An 18,180-nucleotide genomic window follows, 5' to 3' on the forward strand; every position below is an offset into this window, starting at 1 on the left:
CGTTGTTACTTAGTTTTTCTCTAAACTTCTAAAAAACTCCTTTCAAAACCGGTTTCAATTCGTTTATCCATGATAAGAAATGGTAAGATTGAAAAAAAGGCGGGAAAAGTGAGGGGCTTATTATGACCATTTATATTGCACTATTAAGAGGCATAAATGTTGGCGGGCACAATATTATCAAAATGGCAGACTTAAAAGGTCTATTGGAAGAGCTAGGGCTAAAAAAGGTTAAAACCTATATTCAAAGCGGGAACGTCCTATTTGAATCAAACGAGAAGCCGGAAAAACTTACCCATCTGTTGGAGGATGAAATCGCCAAGAAATTTGGATTTCCAGTCCCTGTTGTTTTAAGGACAGCGGAGGACTTTGAACGAATCATCCGGAATTGTCCATTCCCAATTGAATCTTTAAACGAGGAAGAAAGTATACAGGTAGCCTTTTTGGCTGGTGAACCATCACAGGAGGGTATTCAGCAATTGGGCTCCGTTCAAAGTAATCAGGATGAATTTAGAATAGAGGGAAAAGATGTCTATTTGATTCTCCGTCAAAGCATTCGAACCTCCAAGCTGGCACAGCAGCTTCCGAAGTTAGGAGTTCCTGGGACTGTGAGGAACTGGAAAACGGTAGTTAAACTCGATTCCCTGGCAAAAGCATAAGGTTGAGAACATGTTTGTTTTTTCGTACGGAACAGCATTTTTTTAAATGTGTTCAGTGGCATATAAAGGCTATATGAACCCGAACCGATTCTCCCCATAAAAGTTGGGTAGCATATAAAGGTCATATGAGCCTGAATCGACAAACTACATAAGAGTTGGGTAGCATATAGAGGCTATATGAGCCTGAATCGGCAAACTACATAAGAGTTGGGTAGCATATAGAGGCTATATGAGCCCGAACCGCCGCACCCCATAAGAGTTGCGTAGCATATAAAGGCTATATGAACCCGAACCAACGCACCCCATAAAAGTTGGGTAGCATATAAAGGCTATATGAACCCGAACCAACGCACCCCAAAAGAGTTGGGTAGCATATAAAGGTCATATGAGGCCGAACCGCCGCATCCCATAAGAGTTGGGTAGCATATAAAGGCTATATGAACCCGAACCGCCGCACCCCAAAAGAGTTGGGTAGCATATAAAGGTCATATGAGCCCGAACCGCCGCACCCCAAAAGAGTTGGGTAGCATATAAAGGCCTTATAAGCCAAAACCACCAAACTTCATAAGAGTAAGGTACCATATAACAATCTACTTTAAATAGAATTGCAAAAAAAACGCTCGGATCAATATTCCGAGCGTTTCCCTCATATAACTATTCCTGTTTTAACAACCGGACGCTTTCATCAAACTCTTTCTCAATTGCATCATTTTTCTTATACGTGATCAAGCTGACAACAATAGATACCACAAGGTTGAAAACAAACCCTGGAACAATTTCATAAAGTGTATCGCCAAGTCCGGTGTTTTTCCAAACAATGACAGTGACAGCCCCGACGATCATTCCAAACAGAGCGCCCGAGCTCGTCATCTTTTTCCAGAACAAGCTTAATAGGATGATAGGACCGAATGCAGCACCGAAGCCTGCCCATGCATAGGCAACAAGGTCTAAAATGGTACTATTTTGATCCAGAGCAAGTAATGCGGCTATTACTGCTACAGTAAGAACTGCCATTCTTCCTAAGAAGACCAAATGCTTATCCGTAGCATTTTTGTTCATGACTACTTTGTATAAATCTTCAACTAATGCACTGGAGGTCACGATTAGCTGAGAGGAAATCGTACTCATAATGGCTGCGAGAATAGCTGCAAGTGCAAACCCTGCGAATAATGGATGGAATAAAATCTGGCTGAGTTCGATAAATACCGCTTCAGGATTTTCCAAAACATGCTGTGGATTGTTATGGAAGAAAGCAATTCCGATGAATCCGGTAAAAATAGTTCCGATTAAAGAGAAAATCATCCAGCCCATTCCGATGCGGCGGGCGCTTTTTGTTTCTTTAACTGTTTTGATGGCCATAAAGCGGACAATGATATGTGGCTGGCCAAAGTAACCAAGACCCCAAGCCATTGCAGAAATAATCCCCAAGAAGGTTGTTCCTTTAAAGAAATCAAGATAAGTAGGGTCAATCGCACGAATCGTATCAAAGGTTTCAGCTGGACCGCCAGTGTTAAAAATTCCAAGTGCAGGAACAAGAAGCAGAGCAATCAGCATCATTAATCCTTGAATAAAATCAGTATAACTTACAGCAAGGAATCCGCCGAATAATGTGTAGGCAATGGTAACGCCGCCAACGATATAAAGCCCAGTAAGATAGCTTGTACCAAAGGAGCTTTGGAAAAAGACAGCGCCGGAAACCATACCTGATGAAACATAGAAAGTAAAGAAAATAAGAATAACAATACCTGAAACAATCCGGATCAATTTTGTGTTGTCTTTAAAGCGGTTTTCTAAATAGCTAGGAATTGTGATGGAGTCATTTGCTACTTGCGTATATGAGCGAAGGCGCGGTGCAACCAATAACCAGTTCAGGTAAGCACCAATTGTTAAACCGATAGCAATCCAGGCATCGGCTAAACCGGTTACATAAATTCCCCCAGGCAGTCCCATTAAGAGCCATCCGCTCATGTCGGCAGCACCGGCACTTAAAGCGGTTACAGCAGGACCCAAAGAACGTCCTCCGAGCATGTAATCAGTTAAGTTACTTGTTTTTCGATAGGAATACCAGCCAATAAACAGCATTGCGGCCAAGTAAATACCAATCGAAACAAGTTGTAAAGTTTCATTGGACATATATTTACCCCCTTTTTTTAAAAACAGAAAATATTTAGAATAATAATTTCTGCAGTATTTATATTTTATCTGTTTGTTCTCTAAAATTCTACTACCAAAATATTGATTTATTAAAATAGTGAAAAATATTTTTAGAATAATATAGTAACCCGCTGTAAGCGGTGTTTTTGTAATTCAAATTTAAAATGTTTATCATAAAAGAAAATAAGAAAGGTTGGGAAATGATGAATTTAAATGATTGGTTCGAAAAAGGAATGTCGGTCAATGAATACATCAACGTGATGACTCGAAATAAAGAACAAATGCTTTCCATCTATGAGAAGTTTGCTTTAAAGGAAGAGGATTCAACACGGCTAGAAACACTAAAGCCTCGGAATTTGAGGGCTATTGTTTTGACAGAGGATTGGTGTGGAGATGCGATGCTGAATAATCCGGTATTGCTGCGAATTGCCGAGGCAGCGGACATGGAAGTGCGGATGGTCCTGCGCGATCAAAATCTGGAATTGATGGACCAATACTTGACCAATGGTACATCAAGGGCGATTCCGATCTTTATTTTTATCGACCAAGAAGGAAATGAAATAGGAGTCTGGGGCCCGCGCGCACCAGAAGTGCAGGCGAGGGTGGAAAAAGAACGTGCGGCCCTGCCTGACAAGGATGCAGAGGATTTTCAGGAAAAGCAGCTGGCTATGTATAAGCAACTAGCTGCCTCTTATCAAACGGATGCTTCCATTTGGCAGACGGTTGCTAACAGCATCATGGCTGTCTTATTAAAGTAAAATGAAGGGCCCCGGCGACAAATACGGTCGATTGGGGCCCTTTCTTAACAAATAGATTCAACTATGCCTTATGAACCGTCCTAACGGACTCGCCAATCGGCGAGTTCCAATTAAAATTTAAACCCGCTATTTTTAGGGGGAATCCGGTCTTTGCTCAAATTCTTGTCATTGATCTTTGGCTCAATCCCTAAAATAAAGTTCCTAATATTAGAACGGTGCAGAAAGATTAGGAAGAAAAAGAATAGGAGAAAGATCAGTTCAAATTCCAGTTTTGGCGAGATTAGATCAACAACCAACAGGCTAAGTCCGACAGAGATAGAACCGAAAAAAACATACTTGGTCAAAAAAGTAACGGTAAAGAAGGTAATATAAGCAATTGCGAGCAACGGAAGATTGGCAACCAACAAAGCGCCTGCAGTTGTCGCAATGGCTTTGCCGCCCCGAAACCCGGCAAAGATGGGAAAGCAATGGCCGGCTACTGCTGCAAGGCCGAAGTAAAGCGGTTCTGCATCAATCCGGAAATAGATAGGAAGTGCCGCGGCGAATGCGCCCTTAGCTAGGTCAATCACCAGCACAAAGACGGCGGACTTTTTCCCTAACACTCTCAGCGTGTTAGTAGCACCGGGGTTTTTACTGCCGTGATCCCGTATATCAATACCGTAGACCAATTTTCCTATAATCAATGCGGTTGGAATGCTTCCAATTAAATAGGAGGCAAGCAGCAGCCACCAGAACATAACAATCATTCCCTTTTAGAAGAATTTTCTTTTATTCTACCATAAGTAAATGGAAGTATTTTGTCGAACTATCATGAATTGGAAATTAACAGTCCTGTTCTTGACGATGATAGAAAAGAGCACTATTTGTAAGTTGGATTAGTAAATTGAGAAAAAAGGAGGACCCACGCCCTCCTTTTATTGATATTAAGATTTCAAGAATCGGCTTAAGAAGGTTTGTAATCTTGGACTTTTAGGGTTTTCGAAAATTTCCTTTGGAGTCCCTTCTTCTTCAATTTGACCGTCGTGAAGAAAGACAACTCGGTCGGCGACATCACGGGCAAAGTCCATTTCATGGGTAACCAAAATCATCGCCATATCCGTTTCCTTTGCAAGGTCCTTAATGACTTGGAGAACCTCACCCACAAGCTCCGGGTCAAGTGCAGAAGTAACTTCATCAAACAGCATAACCTTTGGCTGCATGACAACCGCTCTCGCAATGGCAACCCGCTGCTTTTGTCCGCCGGAAAGCTGAGCAGGGTAGGCATCCAATTTGTCACCTAAGCCAACTTTTTTGAGCATTTCAACGGCCCTTCGGAATGCTTCTTCCTTTGGCAGGCCCAGGACATGGATCAGTGCCTCGGTGACATTTCGTAAGATGGTCATGTGGGGAAAGAGGTTAAAGTGCTGGAAGACCATCCCAATATTCTGGCGCATTTCACGTAAATGTTTTTCAGTGGCTGGAACCAGCCCGCCATTCACTTCCTTGTGCCACAAATATTTTCCTTCTACCTTAATAAAACCGGAACTGGGTTTTTCCAGTGTCATTAGCATCCGGATAATTGTGGTTTTCCCTGAACCGCTGGGGCCGATTAATGCCACTTTCTCACCGGGAGAGATGTTTAGGTTTACGCCTTTTAATACTTCGAACTCACCATAACTTTTTTTAATATTTTCATAGGAAACAATTGGATTTTTCATTTGTTTTATAGGATATACTTTTTTTGACGATTCTAGTTTCCTCTCTGGAACACTCATCATCTCATCCTTTCTGTGTCTTTTTTCAAACAATAACTAGTTTATGCCCCCGACTTTAAACGGAATGGGCGGGCGCTTTGACGCTTATTTTTTCCCCTGAATGCCTGCTTGGATTTCTGTTCCAGTTTATTAATAAGCAAGGCTGAGGGGTAGCTAAGCAGGAAAAACAACAATCCCACAATAGTAATCGGTTCGAGATATTTAAATTGATTAGATCCTATCAATTGTGCTTTTTGTAAAAATTCACCGATGCCGATGGCCATTAAAATCGGAGTTTCTTTAAACAGTACAATGAAATAGTTCCCGAGCATCGGGATAACCGGAGGTATGGCTTGCGGTAAAATAACGCGGAACCAGGTTTGTGCCTTGCTAAAGTTCATCGCAGTGGCAGCTTCCCATTGACCCTTCTGAACACCCTCTATTCCTGAACGATATACTTCGGAAACGTAGGTGCTGTAATGAATCCCGAGTGTTAGGATTCCTGCTGCATATTTATTGATGGAAATGCCAATCGCAGGAAGTGCAAAGTATACAAAAAACAGTTGAACGAGCGGTGGGGTGCTTCTAATAAATTCGATAAACACATAAACCAAAAGGGATAAGGGTTTAAACCTTGACCTTCTTCCAAGAGTCAAAACAAGCCCAAGTATTAAGGAAACCATAAAAGAGCCGATGGTTATTGCAATTACAAGCCAAATAGCGCTAAGTATTTCAGGGAAAACTTTAATAGCAAAATTCCAATCCCAACTCATGCGTTTGCCACTCCTTTCGCTGACCATTTCTCCAGCTTTCTGGCGAGGATAATAAGCGGCAGTGCCACCATGAAATAGGCGAATAACAGGGTAACAAAAACGGGCATCGTATAGCTGATGTTTGAGTTTTGAATGATCAAGCCTCGGTAGGTTAAATCAGTTAAGGTAATTAAAGAAACAAGCGAGGTTCCTTTTAACAGTTCGATTGAAATATTTCCGAAGCCCGGCAGCATCATGCGAAAGGCCTGCGGCAGAATGACCAGTCTCATCCTCTGGAAGTTCGTCATATTTAATGCAATGGAAGCTTCAGTCTGCCCTTTTGGAATAGCGGTGATAGCCCCGCGGACAATTTCAGAACCGTACGCCCCGTAATTGAGCCCTAGAGCAACGACGCTGGCGAGAAAAGCGGTGAACTGGATGCCAAAGGCAGGCAGGGCAAAGAAAATCCAAAATAATTGGACAAGTAACGAAGTGCCTCTAAACAACTCAACGTATAATGAGGAGACACTTCGAACAATTGAGAATCTGGACACACGTCCTATTCCCGCTATAAATGCTATAACAAATGCCAATAAGGCAGATGCAAGCAATATCTCTATGGTCACGACCGCACCCGGTAATATTTTTAAAAAAATATCGATAAATTTATTGATAATTCATCCCTCCAAAAAAAGTTTCATAGATTACCAGAAAAAGGCACTCTCATGCGGAGCGCCTTTTTACTGGAACCACCATCATTATTGGCAAAGTTCTGCTGTTGTGATATCTCCAGGTAATTCTGTCTCCGTAAATCCAAATTTGCCGAGGATATCCAAAAGCTCCCCAGATTCCTTCATTTTCTTCAGTTCCTTGTTATAGGCTTCTAGAATCTCATCATCGCCTTGTTTAAACGCTGCTGCTCCGTAGCCGCGAACGCTTTTTCCATCGACGACAGGCTGGGTGAAATCATCCACGACCTCAATGTTCTTGGCATCTGCTGTGTCTAGCGCAGCGGAGAGTGTAGGCCCTGTCATTGTAATGGCATCAACACGATTGGACACTAGTGAGGTGATATTTGATGGTATATCGGTGACAATTTCCATTTGGCTTTCCTTCACCCCGGCAGCTTTGAGATATTCCATTTCAATCGCACCGTTCATGACGGCAATCTTGATATCGGGGTTTGCAGCAATATCTTTGTAGCTGTGAATGTTTTTAGGATTCCCTTTTCTGACAGCAAGCGCTTCACCGATGGAATAATCAGGTTCAGCAAAATCGGCCTGTTTACAACGTTCTGGCGTTATGTACATGCCAGCAGTAATAACATCAAATTTCCCAGCTTTTAGCCCAGGTATCAAAGAGCTAAACTTCGTTAACTTTCCTTCCATTTTTTCAATACCCATTTCCTTGAAGATGGCACGTGCGACTTCAACCGCTTCTCCGGTCAATTTCCCGTTTTCATCTTCGTAGGCATAAGGCTTTTCACCGGCAAACCCAACTACAATTTTGCCTTCCTTCTTTGCTTTTTCAAGGGTAGAAAGCTTTTCATCCCCTGAGGTGGTAACCGAACAAGCGGTTAATAAAAAAATCGATAAAATACCTAGTAATATGGTTTTTAATTTCATGATCGACCTCCCTGATAAAAATATAAAATTTCTTTGATTGGAAAAATGGAAGAAAACTGGGCAGAAAAGGGTTGGTTCCCATTTTACTTTAAGTTCAAATATCAGACAAATCTGATATTTAGGGATTATCTTTAATGAGAAGGACTCTCACTAGCTCTCATTTACTGAGACAACGTATCCTGAAAAATCCTTCCATATGCTCCCAGATACTCTTGGATGCTACTCTGGCCCATTTTTAAAGCCCTTTTTTATTGAGTTAAAAAGGTAAATATTTTTTGCAAAAAAATAAAACAAAGGTATTATAGTAAAGGGGCGTTTTTTCCTAAAAATAGGATGTAAGGCATAATTGTAACGCACCGAATAAATTGGTAGAATATAGAAATAATAAGCTGATCTTAAAATTAGGATGATGATGGATGAAAAGAGCAAGACTGATTTATAATCCTACTTCCGGACGTGAAATGATTAAACGTCATTTACCGGAAATCCTTGAAAAATTGGAACTCGCCGGATATGAAGCATCTTGTCACGCGACAACAGGTGCGGGCGATGCGACAAAGGCAGCTCGAATTGCTGTGGAACGTCAGTACGATGTGGTCATTGCTGCTGGCGGTGACGGAACGATTAACGAAGTAGTTAACGGCATTGCTGTACAAGACTACCGTCCGAGACTAGGGATTATTCCTGCCGGTACGACCAATGATTTTGCCAGGGCTCTGCATATACCGCGTGATATTACGGCAGCAGTAGATATTATCACACGCGGGGAGCTTATTCCCGTTGATATTGGCCGGATTAATGATAAATATTTTATTAATATTGGCGGCGGGGGAAGGATTACCGAATTAACCTATGAGGTACCCAGCAAATTGAAAACAATGCTGGGCCAGCTTGCCTACTACTTAAAAGGGATAGAAATGCTGCCGTCAATTAAGGCTTCCCATCTTAAGATTGAATATGATGGAAAAATATTTGAAGGGGAAGCAATGATGTTTCTCATTGGGTTGACCAATTCCATTGGCGGATTTGAAAGGTTAGCTCCAGATGCATCAATTAACGACGGATTATTTTCACTGCTGATTTTGAAAAAAGTAAATTTGGCTGAATTTATTAGGGTTGCAACGCTAGCTGTTCGCGGTGAGCATGTAAATGACCCAAACGTTTTGTATACCAAAGCAAACCGGGTTAAAGTGTTCTCAGATGAAAAGGTGCAGTTAAATTTAGACGGAGAATTTGGCGGCTTGCTGCCTGCAGAATTCGAAAACCTGTACCGGCATTTAGAAGTGTTCGTTCGATTTGATGATATCCGGCCAAATGACCGGCCAACCGATTGGGTTCCGGGAAAACGGTATAGTTAGAAAAAATATAATACACAATCGCGAAAGTTCGTTCCAGATGGAGCGGGCTTTTTTATAAATTCTTAATTGTGTGAAAAGGTTCCAAAGACTATGTATAATGAATTAAAGACATAAGTCATGACACGATTAAAAGGAGCGATTTCACATGGGTACAAGGGCGTTAATTAATATTGATTATACATTTGATTTTGTTGCCGATGCCGGGGCATTAACCTGTGGCGCACCAGGGCAGGCGATTGAGGGGAGAATTACAGAACTGACAAAAGAGTTTATTGCAAGCGGCGAATATGTTGTTTTTGCTATTGATGTCCACGACCAAGGCGATGAATTTCATCCGGAAACAAAGCTATTTCCGCCCCATAACCTGCGCGGCACCTCAGGAAGGGATTTATTTGGGGCGCTGCAGGAAGTATATGAGGAAAATAAGGAACGAGAAAATGTCCAGTATATAGATAAAACCAGATATTCTGCCTTTGCTGGGACAGATCTTGAAATCAAGCTGCGCGAGCGGGGAATCAATGAGATCCACCTAGTTGGCGTCTGCACTGACATCTGCGTCCTTCATACCGCTGTTGATGCTTATAACAAAGGCTTCAAGATAGTCGTCTACAAGGATGCGGTTGCTTCCTTCAATCCGGCGGGGCATGAGTGGGCCCTCGGCCATTTCGAACAGTCTTTGGGCGCTGTGGTTAAATAGTCTTTTTAATGATAATATGGATATAATAGTGAAAAGCTGTAATAGTACCTCGGAGGTCAATTATGAAACACATTTATCAAGATGATAGTTTAACTCTGCATACGGATCTGTACCAGATTAATATGGCAGAGACGTATTGGAGGGATGGCATTCACAATAAACGGGCGGTCTTTGAATTGTTTTTCCGTAAGCAGCCTTTTGGCAATGGCTATGCCGTTTTTGCAGGTCTTGAAAAGGTCATCCAGTTTATTCAAAGCTTTCGCTTTAGTGAGGATGACCTTGAGTATTTGAAAAATGAAACAGGCTACCAGGATGATTTTTTGGACTATTTAAGGAATATGCATTTCACTGGAACGATTCGGTCCATGAGGGAAGGCGAGCTAGTGTATGCCAGTGAGCCGATTTTGCGCGTGGAAGCGCCGTTGGCAGAGGCACAGCTCATTGAAACAGCCTTGCTTAACATTGTGAATTATCAAACATTAATTGCTACGAAGGCATCAAGAATCAAGCAGGTTGTCGGCAATGAAGTAGCCATGGAGTTTGGGTCAAGACGGGCTCAGGAAATGGATGCTGCTATTTGGGGAACAAGGGCAGCTTATCTAGGAGGCTTCGAAGCGACCAGCAATGTAAGAGCGGGGAAAATGTTTGGCATTCCGGTTGCAGGGACGCATGCCCATTCCATGGTGCAGGCCTACAAGGATGAGTATACTGCTTTTTATAAATATGCTGAGGCCCATAAGGACTGTGTTTTCTTGGTGGATACATATGATACACTCCGTCTCGGCGTGCCAAATGCCATTAAAGTGGCAAAGGAGCTTGGGGATAAGATTAATTTTATCGGAATTCGCCTTGACAGCGGTGACCTTGCCTATCTTTCCAAGGAAGCGCGGAAAATGCTGGATGAGGCAGGTTTTGAGGATGCAAAAATCTTTGCATCGAGCGATTTGGACGAATATACGATAATTAACCTGAAAGCTCAAGGCGCAAGAATCGACAGCTGGGGAATCGGAACGAAACTGATTACTGCATATGATCAGGCAGCCTTAGGCGCTGTCTATAAAATTGTTTCGATTGAAAACGAAGCAGGTGAGATGGAGGATACGATTAAAATTTCTTCCAACCCCGAAAAAGTAACCACCCCAGGCTTAAAAAAGGTTTACCGGATTATCAATAATACGAATCATCATGCTGAAGGGGATTATATCACAATGGAAGATGAAAAGCTTCCGGAAAAGAAGCTGCGCATGTTCCACCCAACGCATACGTTTTTAAACAAGGTGGTTACCAATTTTACAGCAAAAGAGCTTCATGAGGATATTTTTGTAAACGGGGAGTTTGTCTATGAAATTCCATGTCTGGAGGAATCCCGGGAATATTTGAAGCAGAATTTGGCTGCCCTTTGGGACGAGTACAAGCGGATGCTCAATCCGGAGCATTACCCAGTCGACCTAAGCCAGAAATGCTGGGATAACAAAATGAGAAATATCCAAGAAGTTAAAGAAAAAGTGGAAGCGATGAAAGAAGAAGAATAACAAAAAGGCTGTCCCGCAGTAATGCTTTGGGGACAGCCTTTTTATTTATTTCTGTTTAAAGAAGTCTATGAAGGCATGGTAAATTTCAATGCCTTGGAAAGTCAGAAGTCCAGCTGCTGTTAAAGAAAAGTAACCAATAATTAATACTCGGAACCACATTGCCATTTATATTTCCTCCCTTATTTTTAAATTAATTTAAAAAAGGGAGGCTTTAATCACATAGTTAGCTTGATAAAAAATGGGGATAAGAAAATTTTGCTTTCTGCTGAAGTTTGTCTGAAACAATTGGAGAGGTATTGATGCGAAAGGCATGATCGATATAAGCAGGAAGAATAGCTGCATGTCAAATGGCTGTTTTTTCTCATCGTCCCATTGATGCTTCGCTGTCCAATCATCTAATTGAATGATTGCCTTGCTTTCTGGATGGTGGTGGGGAGGCGAATTTGAAGAATGTAAAAAGGTGAAGGCCAGAAAGGCAAGGAACATGATGATCGAGAAGCCTTTTATCATCTTCATCGCGATCCACTCCTTCCAATGGGTTGATTTAATCATATACACTATCATTATATTTTAAAACAAAAATATTCTGACAATTTTTGCGCCTATTTTACACTATTATTTGCCGTGTTTTTGTTAATCGGGCTCTTTTAATATTTTAGAAGGGGAGAGTGCCAGGAGAAATATTTGGTAGAACGGATGAGGGACAAAATTGGAAAGTAGAAGGAATGTCCTTGAAAGATGTTATGAAGGACAAAATTGGTTGGAAAGCAGAAGGAAATGTCCTTGATAGGAGTTATGAAGGACAAAACCCGGTTAAAACCAGAAGGAAATGTCCTTGATAAGCCAGACAACGGGTCTTTTCGCATTTAATCCTGCTTTATGATAAAATCTTGCTAGTAAATAGAGACGTAAAGGAAGAAGCGAATGAGCAGAGCATTACCAGTCAATAAAAATGATTATATAGATGTTATATTTGAAGATTTAACTCATGACGGGGCAGGGGTGGCGAAGGTGGAAGGCTATCCGCTGTTCGTGCCGACCGGTCTGCCGGGCGAAAAGGCGAAAGTCAAAGTCATCAAGGTTAATAAAAGCTATGGGATTGGAAGGGTTATCGAGCTTTACGAAAGAAGTCCGTATCGGGTGGAAATCCCTGACAGTGAGAAAACGAAATACGGAGGCTGTCAGCTTGAGCATATCAGCTACGAGGGGCAGTTAAAGTACAAGGAAAATCAAGTCAGGCAGGTACTCACAAGGATTGGTAAATTGGAGGATGTGAAAGTTCACCCGATTTTAGGAATGGCCAACCCCTTGTTTTACCGAAACAAAGCTCAGGTGCCTGTTGGTGAAAAGGACGGAAAGCTGGTTGCCGGCTTTTTTAAGCCAAGAAGCCATGAAATCGTCGATATGGATGAAAGTGTCATCCAGTTGCCTGAAGTAAATGAAGCGGTTCAAACGGTCAAGGAAATTTGCAGCCGGTTTGGGATTCCGGCTTATAATGAGGAAACGCATAAAGGTGTTTTAAGGCATATTATGGCCCGGTATGGAAAACAAACCGGGGAACTCATGGTCGTGCTGATTACCAGAACACCGGAAATCCCGTACAAAAAAGAGTTAATTGAAGAAATCATCGCCCGCCTTCCAAAGGTAAAGTCGATTGTCCATAACGTGAATTCGAAGCGGACAAATGTCATCCTTGGCGAGAAAACCAACCTTTTGTGGGGCAGCGAAGTGATCTATGATTATATTGGCGATGTGAAATTCGCAATCTCAGCGTTATCCTTTTATCAGGTCAATCCTGTTCAAACGAAGGTGCTTTACGATAAAGCTTTGGAATATGCCGATTTAAACGGTGAGGAAAGTGTCATTGATGCTTATTGCGGAATTGGTACCATCTCTTTATTTTTGGCTCAAAAAGCTCAGAAGGTTGTCGGTGTCGAAGTGGTTCCGGAAGCGATTGAAGATGCTCGCAGGAATGCGGCATTGAACGGAATGACCAATGCTGAATTCGCTGTAGGGGAAGCCGAGGTTGTTATACCAAAATGGTACAAGGAAGGTAATAATGCGGATGTGCTGGTCGTGGACCCGCCGCGCAAAGGCTGCGACGAAGCCCTCCTTCAAACAATCATTGACATGAAACCACAAAAGGTTGTTTATGTTTCCTGTAACCCGGCTACATTAGCGAGGGACCTGCGGATATTAGAAGACGGCGGCTATAAAACATTGGAAGTTCAGCCGGTTGACATGTTTCCGATGACAATGCATGTTGAGTGTGTCGCGCAAATTGTATTGGCATAGTAGAAGATAAGGAAAAAAATAGAAAATGCCTAAATAGGGGACTAACAATGAAACTGAACTTGTTTATAGATATTTTTCAAGTGACAATAAATGAAATAAAAGAGTGTAAACAATTGAGCAAGAGTGCCGCTGCGAAAACGGAAAAGGTTAAATATATGGCATTGATTTTTATGAATCTCATATTTTTCCCTGTATATCTAATTCCAATCATTTATTCCTTTGTTATAATTGGCGGAGCCTTTATTTATGCACCAATTGTACTGTTAGGTCTTATTTTCACCATTCCGTTTACCCTATTTGTTCTCTTCATTAAGGTAAAAGTATACCCTGTGATGAAGGAAAACTTTTTGAATATGGAGCTTCTGCAAAAAGGCAGCAAAAAGACTGATCTGTTTCAACAAAAGAGAAACCACTTATGAAATAAATTAATACAATAACAGACCCACTTCCTATAAAATTCGGGAGTGGTTTTTTGCTGTTAAAATTAGCTTTTCAACGCCAGAAAGCGAAACAAGGATGAATATATTCCTTAAGTTGGTATTTTTATTTATTTTTAAATTCGCAAGGGTTTTTAATAATGATATTCGTGAATAAAGGGAAAACGAAGCGTCTAATAACAAATTCTTTTAATTTTACGCAGAAATAACGAACATTGAATATGTTTAATGAAAAAAATATTCGTATTTTATGTTGCTAATGAGAATTTGATAAATTATAATACTCTATGGAAGGAATAAAAAAACTTAAACTTGATTACATGCATGAATGAATAACCCTTTTTGAAAGTGAGGCCAGAAATGACACAGCGAAGAATCCCTTACATCATCTTGGCTCCAGGATTGATTCTTTTGATTTTATTCTTGGTGTTACCGCTTATTACCGCCATTTACCCAACCTTCTTTGATGGAGGATTCACTTTGAGTAACTACACTTCATTCTTTAAGGATGATTATAATCTTGGTATTTTTTGGCGGACGATAAAGATTTCACTGATTGCGACTTTGATTTGTGTAGTGTTAGGAGTTCCAACCGCCTTTTATATTTCGAAAAGTCCCAAAAAATGGCGTGGCCTGTTAATGTCGATTACACTGTTTCCGTTGTTGACGAATTCGGTTGTGCGAAGTTTTGCATGGATCACCATTTTGGGACAAGACGGTATTCTAAATAATGCTTTAAAGAGCGTGGGGTTAATATCAAAACCACTTACTCTGCTTTATACGGAATTCGCCATTGTGATTGGCTCTGTGTATCTCTTCTTACCTTTAATGGTTATTACTTTAGTAGGGATATTAGAGAACATTGATTCGGAGATTATGGAAGCAGCAGAAACGTTGGGCGCGAATCGCTTGGTAGCATTTATGAAGGTGATATTGCCATTAAGTGTGCCGGGAATTATTGTTGGGAGTATTTTAGTTTTCACAGGAAGCTTGACAGCCTATACTACCCCGCAATTATTAGGTGGAAACCGGAACATCATGTTAGCAACCTTCCTATATCAAAATGCGACCGCGTTAGGAAACTGGCAGGGTGCCGGTGTCATTGCTTTGATTATGATTGTGGCGACATTAATCGTGATGAAGCTATTCAACTGGGTTGCCGGCCGCATGGATAAGCGAGGTGAGGCAAGTGCGTAAAAACATTGGTTTAAAAGTCTTTGCGGGTTTGGTATTTGCGTTTTTGCTAGTACCTTTGCTAATTATTATCGTGACTTCTTTTGGAACTAATTCAACCATTCAATTTCCCATTAAAGGTTTTACCTTTGATTGGTACGGCAAGGTGTTTAGCAATGAAGCCTTTATGGACAGCTTTTTTCTTAGTTTAAAAGTAGCTTTTATTGCAACACTCTTGGCGTTGATTATTGGTGTGCCAGCCGCCTATTCTTTAGCACGTCATAAGGTCTTCGGAAGGAATTGGATTAAGAGTTTTTTCCTTTCACCAACAATCGTGCCTGGATTGGTCGTTGGATATGCGATGTATCAATTTATCGTGATTAAGTTCCAATTTCCGATTATCCAAGGATTGTTGTTAGGCCATTTCTTAATTTGCCTGCCATACGTAATCCGGGTTGTGGGCTCAACGATAGAGCAGTTAGACTTTTCAATTGAAGAGGTTTCATGGACGTTAGGCTGCACAAAATTACAGACGTTTATCAAAGTGGTGCTGCCAAACATTACTTCGGGAATTTTTGCATCCTTTATGCTTGCGTTCATTAACTCCTTTAACAATATCCCTGTTTCGCAGTTTTTATCAGGACCAGGTGTTACCATGCTGCCAACCAGCTTAATGAATTATATTGAGTACAACTACGACCCGTCCGTCTCGGCATTATCCGTTGTATTAATGCTTGGGACGATTGTTTTGATGTTTATTATTGAAAAAACATTAGGGTTAGCCAGTATTTCATAGGAATAGACAGAATCCAACAGCGACGGGGGTAGAACAGTATTATGTCCTATGTTGAATTAAAAGATATTCGTGTAAGTTATGATAACAAAGCTGATATATTAAAAGATTTAAATTTATCGATTGAAAAAGGAGAACTGGTCTCCTTATTAGGACCATCTGGGTGCGGGAAAACAACCACTTTAAGGGTGATTGCCGGCTTAATTGAGCCAAATGATGGGGAGTTCGTGGTTGATAATCAAAACTTAACGAAAGTGCCCGTTCATAAACGGGAGTTTGGAATGGTCTTCCAAAGCTACGCATTGTTTCCCCATCTAACAATTAAGGAAAATGTTGCGTTTGGTTTGAAATTACGCAAAGAAAAAAAGCAAGCCATTGAAAAAAAAGTAAATGATATTTTAGCCATTACTGGGCTAGAAGAGCTGGGAAATCGTTATCCTAAGCAGCTCTCCGGCGGGCAAAGACAGCGTGTAGCATTAGCCCGTGCCTTAGTGATTGAGCCGAAATTATTATTATTAGATGAACCTCTCAGTAACTTGGATGCAAAATTGCGCCACCAGATGCGGATTGAGATTAAACGGATCCAAAGCCAATTGGGGATTACATCCGTGTTTGTTACGCATGATCAAGAGGAGTGTTTTTCGATTTCGGACAAAGTGGCCGTTATGAATAAAGGCGTGATTGAGCAGTTTGACACACCTGAGGAAATTTACAAAAATCCAAAAACGGAGTTTGTGGCCCGTTTTATCGGGTTTGAGAACTTCTTTAAGCTGGCACCTACTGAAGACTGGAAGTATAAAGCGGTCGATGGAACGGTCTTCGAAAGTACCCGCCAATGGGTACCGGCAAAATGTACAGGAACCATTCGTCCAGATGATATTGAGATTGCAGAAGGTACTGAGCCAAATACCAATAATACGGTAATAGGCAAGATTAAGGTCCGTACGTTCCTGGGAAAGTCCTACCAATATGAGGTTGAAACCCCGATTGGTACATTGCTGGCAAATAAAGCGGATGATGTCATCTACCAAGTAGGAGACACAGTTACATTATCCATCCCTGCTCACAAGCTAATCATAGTTTAATAGGCAAATAAATTTATTAATAAAAACTTTCATCTGAGAAATGGGGACATGAAAAATGAAAAAGAAAATAGGTTTAGTAGGCTTAACTCTTGCAGCTGCTAGTGTGCTGGCAGCATGCGGCGGCGGAAGCAGCACTGCAAGCAAGGAAAAACCAAAAACATTGGTGATCTCAACCTTTGGCTTAGAAGAAGATAAAATGCAGGAAGATGTCTTCAAACCATTTGAGAAAAAATACAATGTAGACATTGTGTTAGAAACAGGTACAAGCTCTGAGCGTTTAACTAAGCTTAAAAGCAATCCGAACTCAACGGTTGATGTAATCGAATTGTCCCAATCCAATGCGGCGGAAGGTGTAGCAGCAGGTTTGTTTGAAAAAGTAGACAGCTCCAAGGTTCCGAATATGGACCACTTAATCGATAGCGCAAAAGAATTAGCTGCAGATGGTTCCGGCCCTGCATATACGTTAAACAGTATCGGAATTGTCTATAATAAGAAGGCCGCCGGTAAGGATATTAAAGAATGGAATGATTTATGGGATTCTTCTTTGAAAGGCAAAATTTCCATTCCTGACATTGCGACCACCTTTGGTCCTGCCATGCTTTATTTAGGAAGTAACCACGAGAATACTGACATTTCAAAAGATAGTGGTAAGGCTGCGTTTAAAGGAATCACTGACATAGCACCAAACGTAGTAAAAACGTATAGCAAATCATCTGATTTAGCCAACATGTTCCAATCAGGAGAAATCACAGCGGCGGTTGTCGGCGACTTTGCTGTTCCGATGATTACCGAATCTAATCCGGATGTTGCTTACGTTGTACCACAATCTGGTACTTATGCCAACTTTAACACTATCAATATCAACAAAAATTCTAAAAATAAAGATTTAGCTTATAAGTATATTAACTGGAGACTAAGCCAGGAAGTTCAAGAAAAAACTGCCGTATCTCTAAATGAAGCGCCAACCAATAATAAGGTAGAGCTAAACGAAGAAACTGCTAAAAATAAAACATACGGTGATGTGGCTGCTCGCACTAAGAAGGTAGATTCACAGTTAGTCAATAAGAACCTTGAATCTTGGATCAATCAGTGGAATAGAATTTTGAACAAATAGTTTCGGTTTAGGAAAAGG

General features: G+C 41.1%; 18 protein-coding genes. 11 read left to right on the plus strand and 7 right to left on the minus strand.

Annotated features, from left to right (window positions below; genetic code table 11):
• Positions 1-122 precede the first annotated feature (122 nt).
• The gene (locus tag ACZ5AE_RS01770; protein WP_464568914.1) at positions 123-656 is read left to right on the plus strand and encodes a DUF1697 domain-containing protein; all 534 of its coding nucleotides are present in this window, start codon (positions 123-125) and stop codon (positions 654-656) included.
• A 654-nt stretch (positions 657-1,310) separates the two neighbouring features.
• On the opposite strand, the gene putP is transcribed toward ACZ5AE_RS01770, so the two are convergent.
• The gene (gene putP, locus ACZ5AE_RS01775; RefSeq protein ID WP_464568916.1) at positions 1,311-2,789 is read right to left on the minus strand and encodes a sodium/proline symporter PutP; all 1,479 of its coding nucleotides are present in this window, start codon (positions 2,787-2,789) and stop codon (positions 1,311-1,313) included.
• Between the two features lie 224 nt (positions 2,790-3,013).
• On the opposite strand from putP, the gene ACZ5AE_RS01780 reads away from it, so the two are divergent.
• Positions 3,014-3,568 (plus strand): thioredoxin family protein, encoded by a 555-nt coding sequence (locus ACZ5AE_RS01780; protein WP_464573508.1) that lies wholly within the window; start codon positions 3,014-3,016, stop codon positions 3,566-3,568.
• 110 nt (positions 3,569-3,678) lie between these two features.
• Here ACZ5AE_RS01780 and plsY read toward each other — a convergent pair whose 3' ends face one another.
• The 5 genes from plsY to ehuB form a co-directional block, all read right to left on the minus strand.
• Entirely contained in the window at positions 3,679-4,305 is a 627-nt protein-coding gene (gene plsY, locus ACZ5AE_RS01785) for a glycerol-3-phosphate 1-O-acyltransferase PlsY (protein WP_464573509.1), read from the minus strand.
• 186 nt (positions 4,306-4,491) lie between these two features.
• Positions 4,492-5,265 carry an ectoine/hydroxyectoine ABC transporter ATP-binding protein EhuA gene (ehuA, locus tag ACZ5AE_RS01790; RefSeq protein WP_464568918.1) on the minus strand — a complete coding sequence of 258 codons (774 nt, stop codon included), beginning with the start codon at positions 5,263-5,265 and terminating at the stop codon, positions 4,492-4,494.
• Between the two features lie 98 nt (positions 5,266-5,363).
• Positions 5,364-6,074 (minus strand): ectoine/hydroxyectoine ABC transporter permease subunit EhuD, encoded by a 711-nt coding sequence (gene ehuD, locus ACZ5AE_RS01795; protein WP_464568920.1) that lies wholly within the window; start codon positions 6,072-6,074, stop codon positions 5,364-5,366.
• On the minus strand, positions 6,071-6,727 hold the full coding sequence (gene ehuC / locus ACZ5AE_RS01800; RefSeq protein ID WP_464573510.1) for an ectoine/hydroxyectoine ABC transporter permease subunit EhuC: 657 nt from the start codon (positions 6,725-6,727) through the stop codon (positions 6,071-6,073). The genes ehuD and ehuC overlap by 4 nt, the downstream gene beginning before the upstream one ends.
• A gap of 84 nt (positions 6,728-6,811) precedes the next feature.
• Complete coding sequence (gene ehuB, locus ACZ5AE_RS01805) at positions 6,812-7,678, minus strand: ectoine/hydroxyectoine ABC transporter substrate-binding protein EhuB (protein WP_464568922.1); 867 nt, start codon at positions 7,676-7,678, stop codon at positions 6,812-6,814.
• 416 nt (positions 7,679-8,094) lie between these two features.
• Here ehuB and ACZ5AE_RS01810 point away from each other — a divergent pair, with 416 nt between their 5' ends.
• The 3 genes from ACZ5AE_RS01810 (at position 8,095) to ACZ5AE_RS01820 (ending at position 11,265) form a co-directional block, all read left to right on the plus strand.
• Positions 8,095-9,036, plus strand: coding sequence for a diacylglycerol kinase (locus tag ACZ5AE_RS01810; RefSeq protein WP_464568924.1), 942 nt, complete (start codon positions 8,095-8,097; stop codon positions 9,034-9,036).
• Positions 9,037-9,181: 145 nt separating this feature from the next.
• Positions 9,182-9,733 carry a cysteine hydrolase family protein gene (locus ACZ5AE_RS01815; RefSeq protein ID WP_464568926.1) on the plus strand — a complete coding sequence of 184 codons (552 nt, stop codon included), beginning with the start codon at positions 9,182-9,184 and terminating at the stop codon, positions 9,731-9,733.
• Positions 9,734-9,795: 62 nt separating this feature from the next.
• Positions 9,796-11,265, plus strand: a complete 1,470-nt coding sequence (locus tag ACZ5AE_RS01820; RefSeq protein WP_464568928.1) for a nicotinate phosphoribosyltransferase — start codon at positions 9,796-9,798, stop codon at positions 11,263-11,265.
• Between the two features lie 195 nt (positions 11,266-11,460).
• On the opposite strand, the gene ACZ5AE_RS01825 is transcribed toward ACZ5AE_RS01820, so the two are convergent.
• Entirely contained in the window at positions 11,461-11,781 is a 321-nt protein-coding gene (locus tag ACZ5AE_RS01825) for a hypothetical protein (RefSeq protein WP_464568930.1), read from the minus strand.
• 408 nt (positions 11,782-12,189) lie between these two features.
• Between ACZ5AE_RS01825 and rlmD the strand changes: the two genes are divergently transcribed.
• From rlmD to ACZ5AE_RS01855, 6 genes are all read left to right on the plus strand, one after another.
• The gene (gene rlmD, locus ACZ5AE_RS01830; protein ID WP_464568932.1) at positions 12,190-13,560 is read left to right on the plus strand and encodes a 23S rRNA (uracil(1939)-C(5))-methyltransferase RlmD; all 1,371 of its coding nucleotides are present in this window, start codon (positions 12,190-12,192) and stop codon (positions 13,558-13,560) included.
• Positions 13,561-13,607: 47 nt separating this feature from the next.
• Positions 13,608-13,979: a hypothetical protein gene (locus tag ACZ5AE_RS01835; protein ID WP_464568934.1), complete on the plus strand. Its 372-nt coding sequence runs from the start codon at positions 13,608-13,610 to the stop codon at positions 13,977-13,979.
• Between the two features lie 378 nt (positions 13,980-14,357).
• Complete coding sequence (locus tag ACZ5AE_RS01840; RefSeq protein ID WP_464568936.1) at positions 14,358-15,194, plus strand: ABC transporter permease; 837 nt, start codon at positions 14,358-14,360, stop codon at positions 15,192-15,194.
• Positions 15,187-15,966, plus strand: coding sequence for an ABC transporter permease (locus ACZ5AE_RS01845; protein ID WP_464568938.1), 780 nt, complete (start codon positions 15,187-15,189; stop codon positions 15,964-15,966). Before ACZ5AE_RS01840 ends, ACZ5AE_RS01845 begins: the two co-directional genes overlap by 8 nt.
• A gap of 41 nt (positions 15,967-16,007) precedes the next feature.
• Complete coding sequence (locus ACZ5AE_RS01850; RefSeq protein ID WP_464568940.1) at positions 16,008-17,048, plus strand: ABC transporter ATP-binding protein; 1,041 nt, start codon at positions 16,008-16,010, stop codon at positions 17,046-17,048.
• Between the two features lie 55 nt (positions 17,049-17,103).
• Positions 17,104-18,162 carry an ABC transporter substrate-binding protein gene (locus ACZ5AE_RS01855; protein WP_464568942.1) on the plus strand — a complete coding sequence of 353 codons (1,059 nt, stop codon included), beginning with the start codon at positions 17,104-17,106 and terminating at the stop codon, positions 18,160-18,162.
• Positions 18,163-18,180 lie beyond the last annotated feature (18 nt).

It is taken from the genome of Neobacillus sp. S1227, from assembly GCF_055385255.1.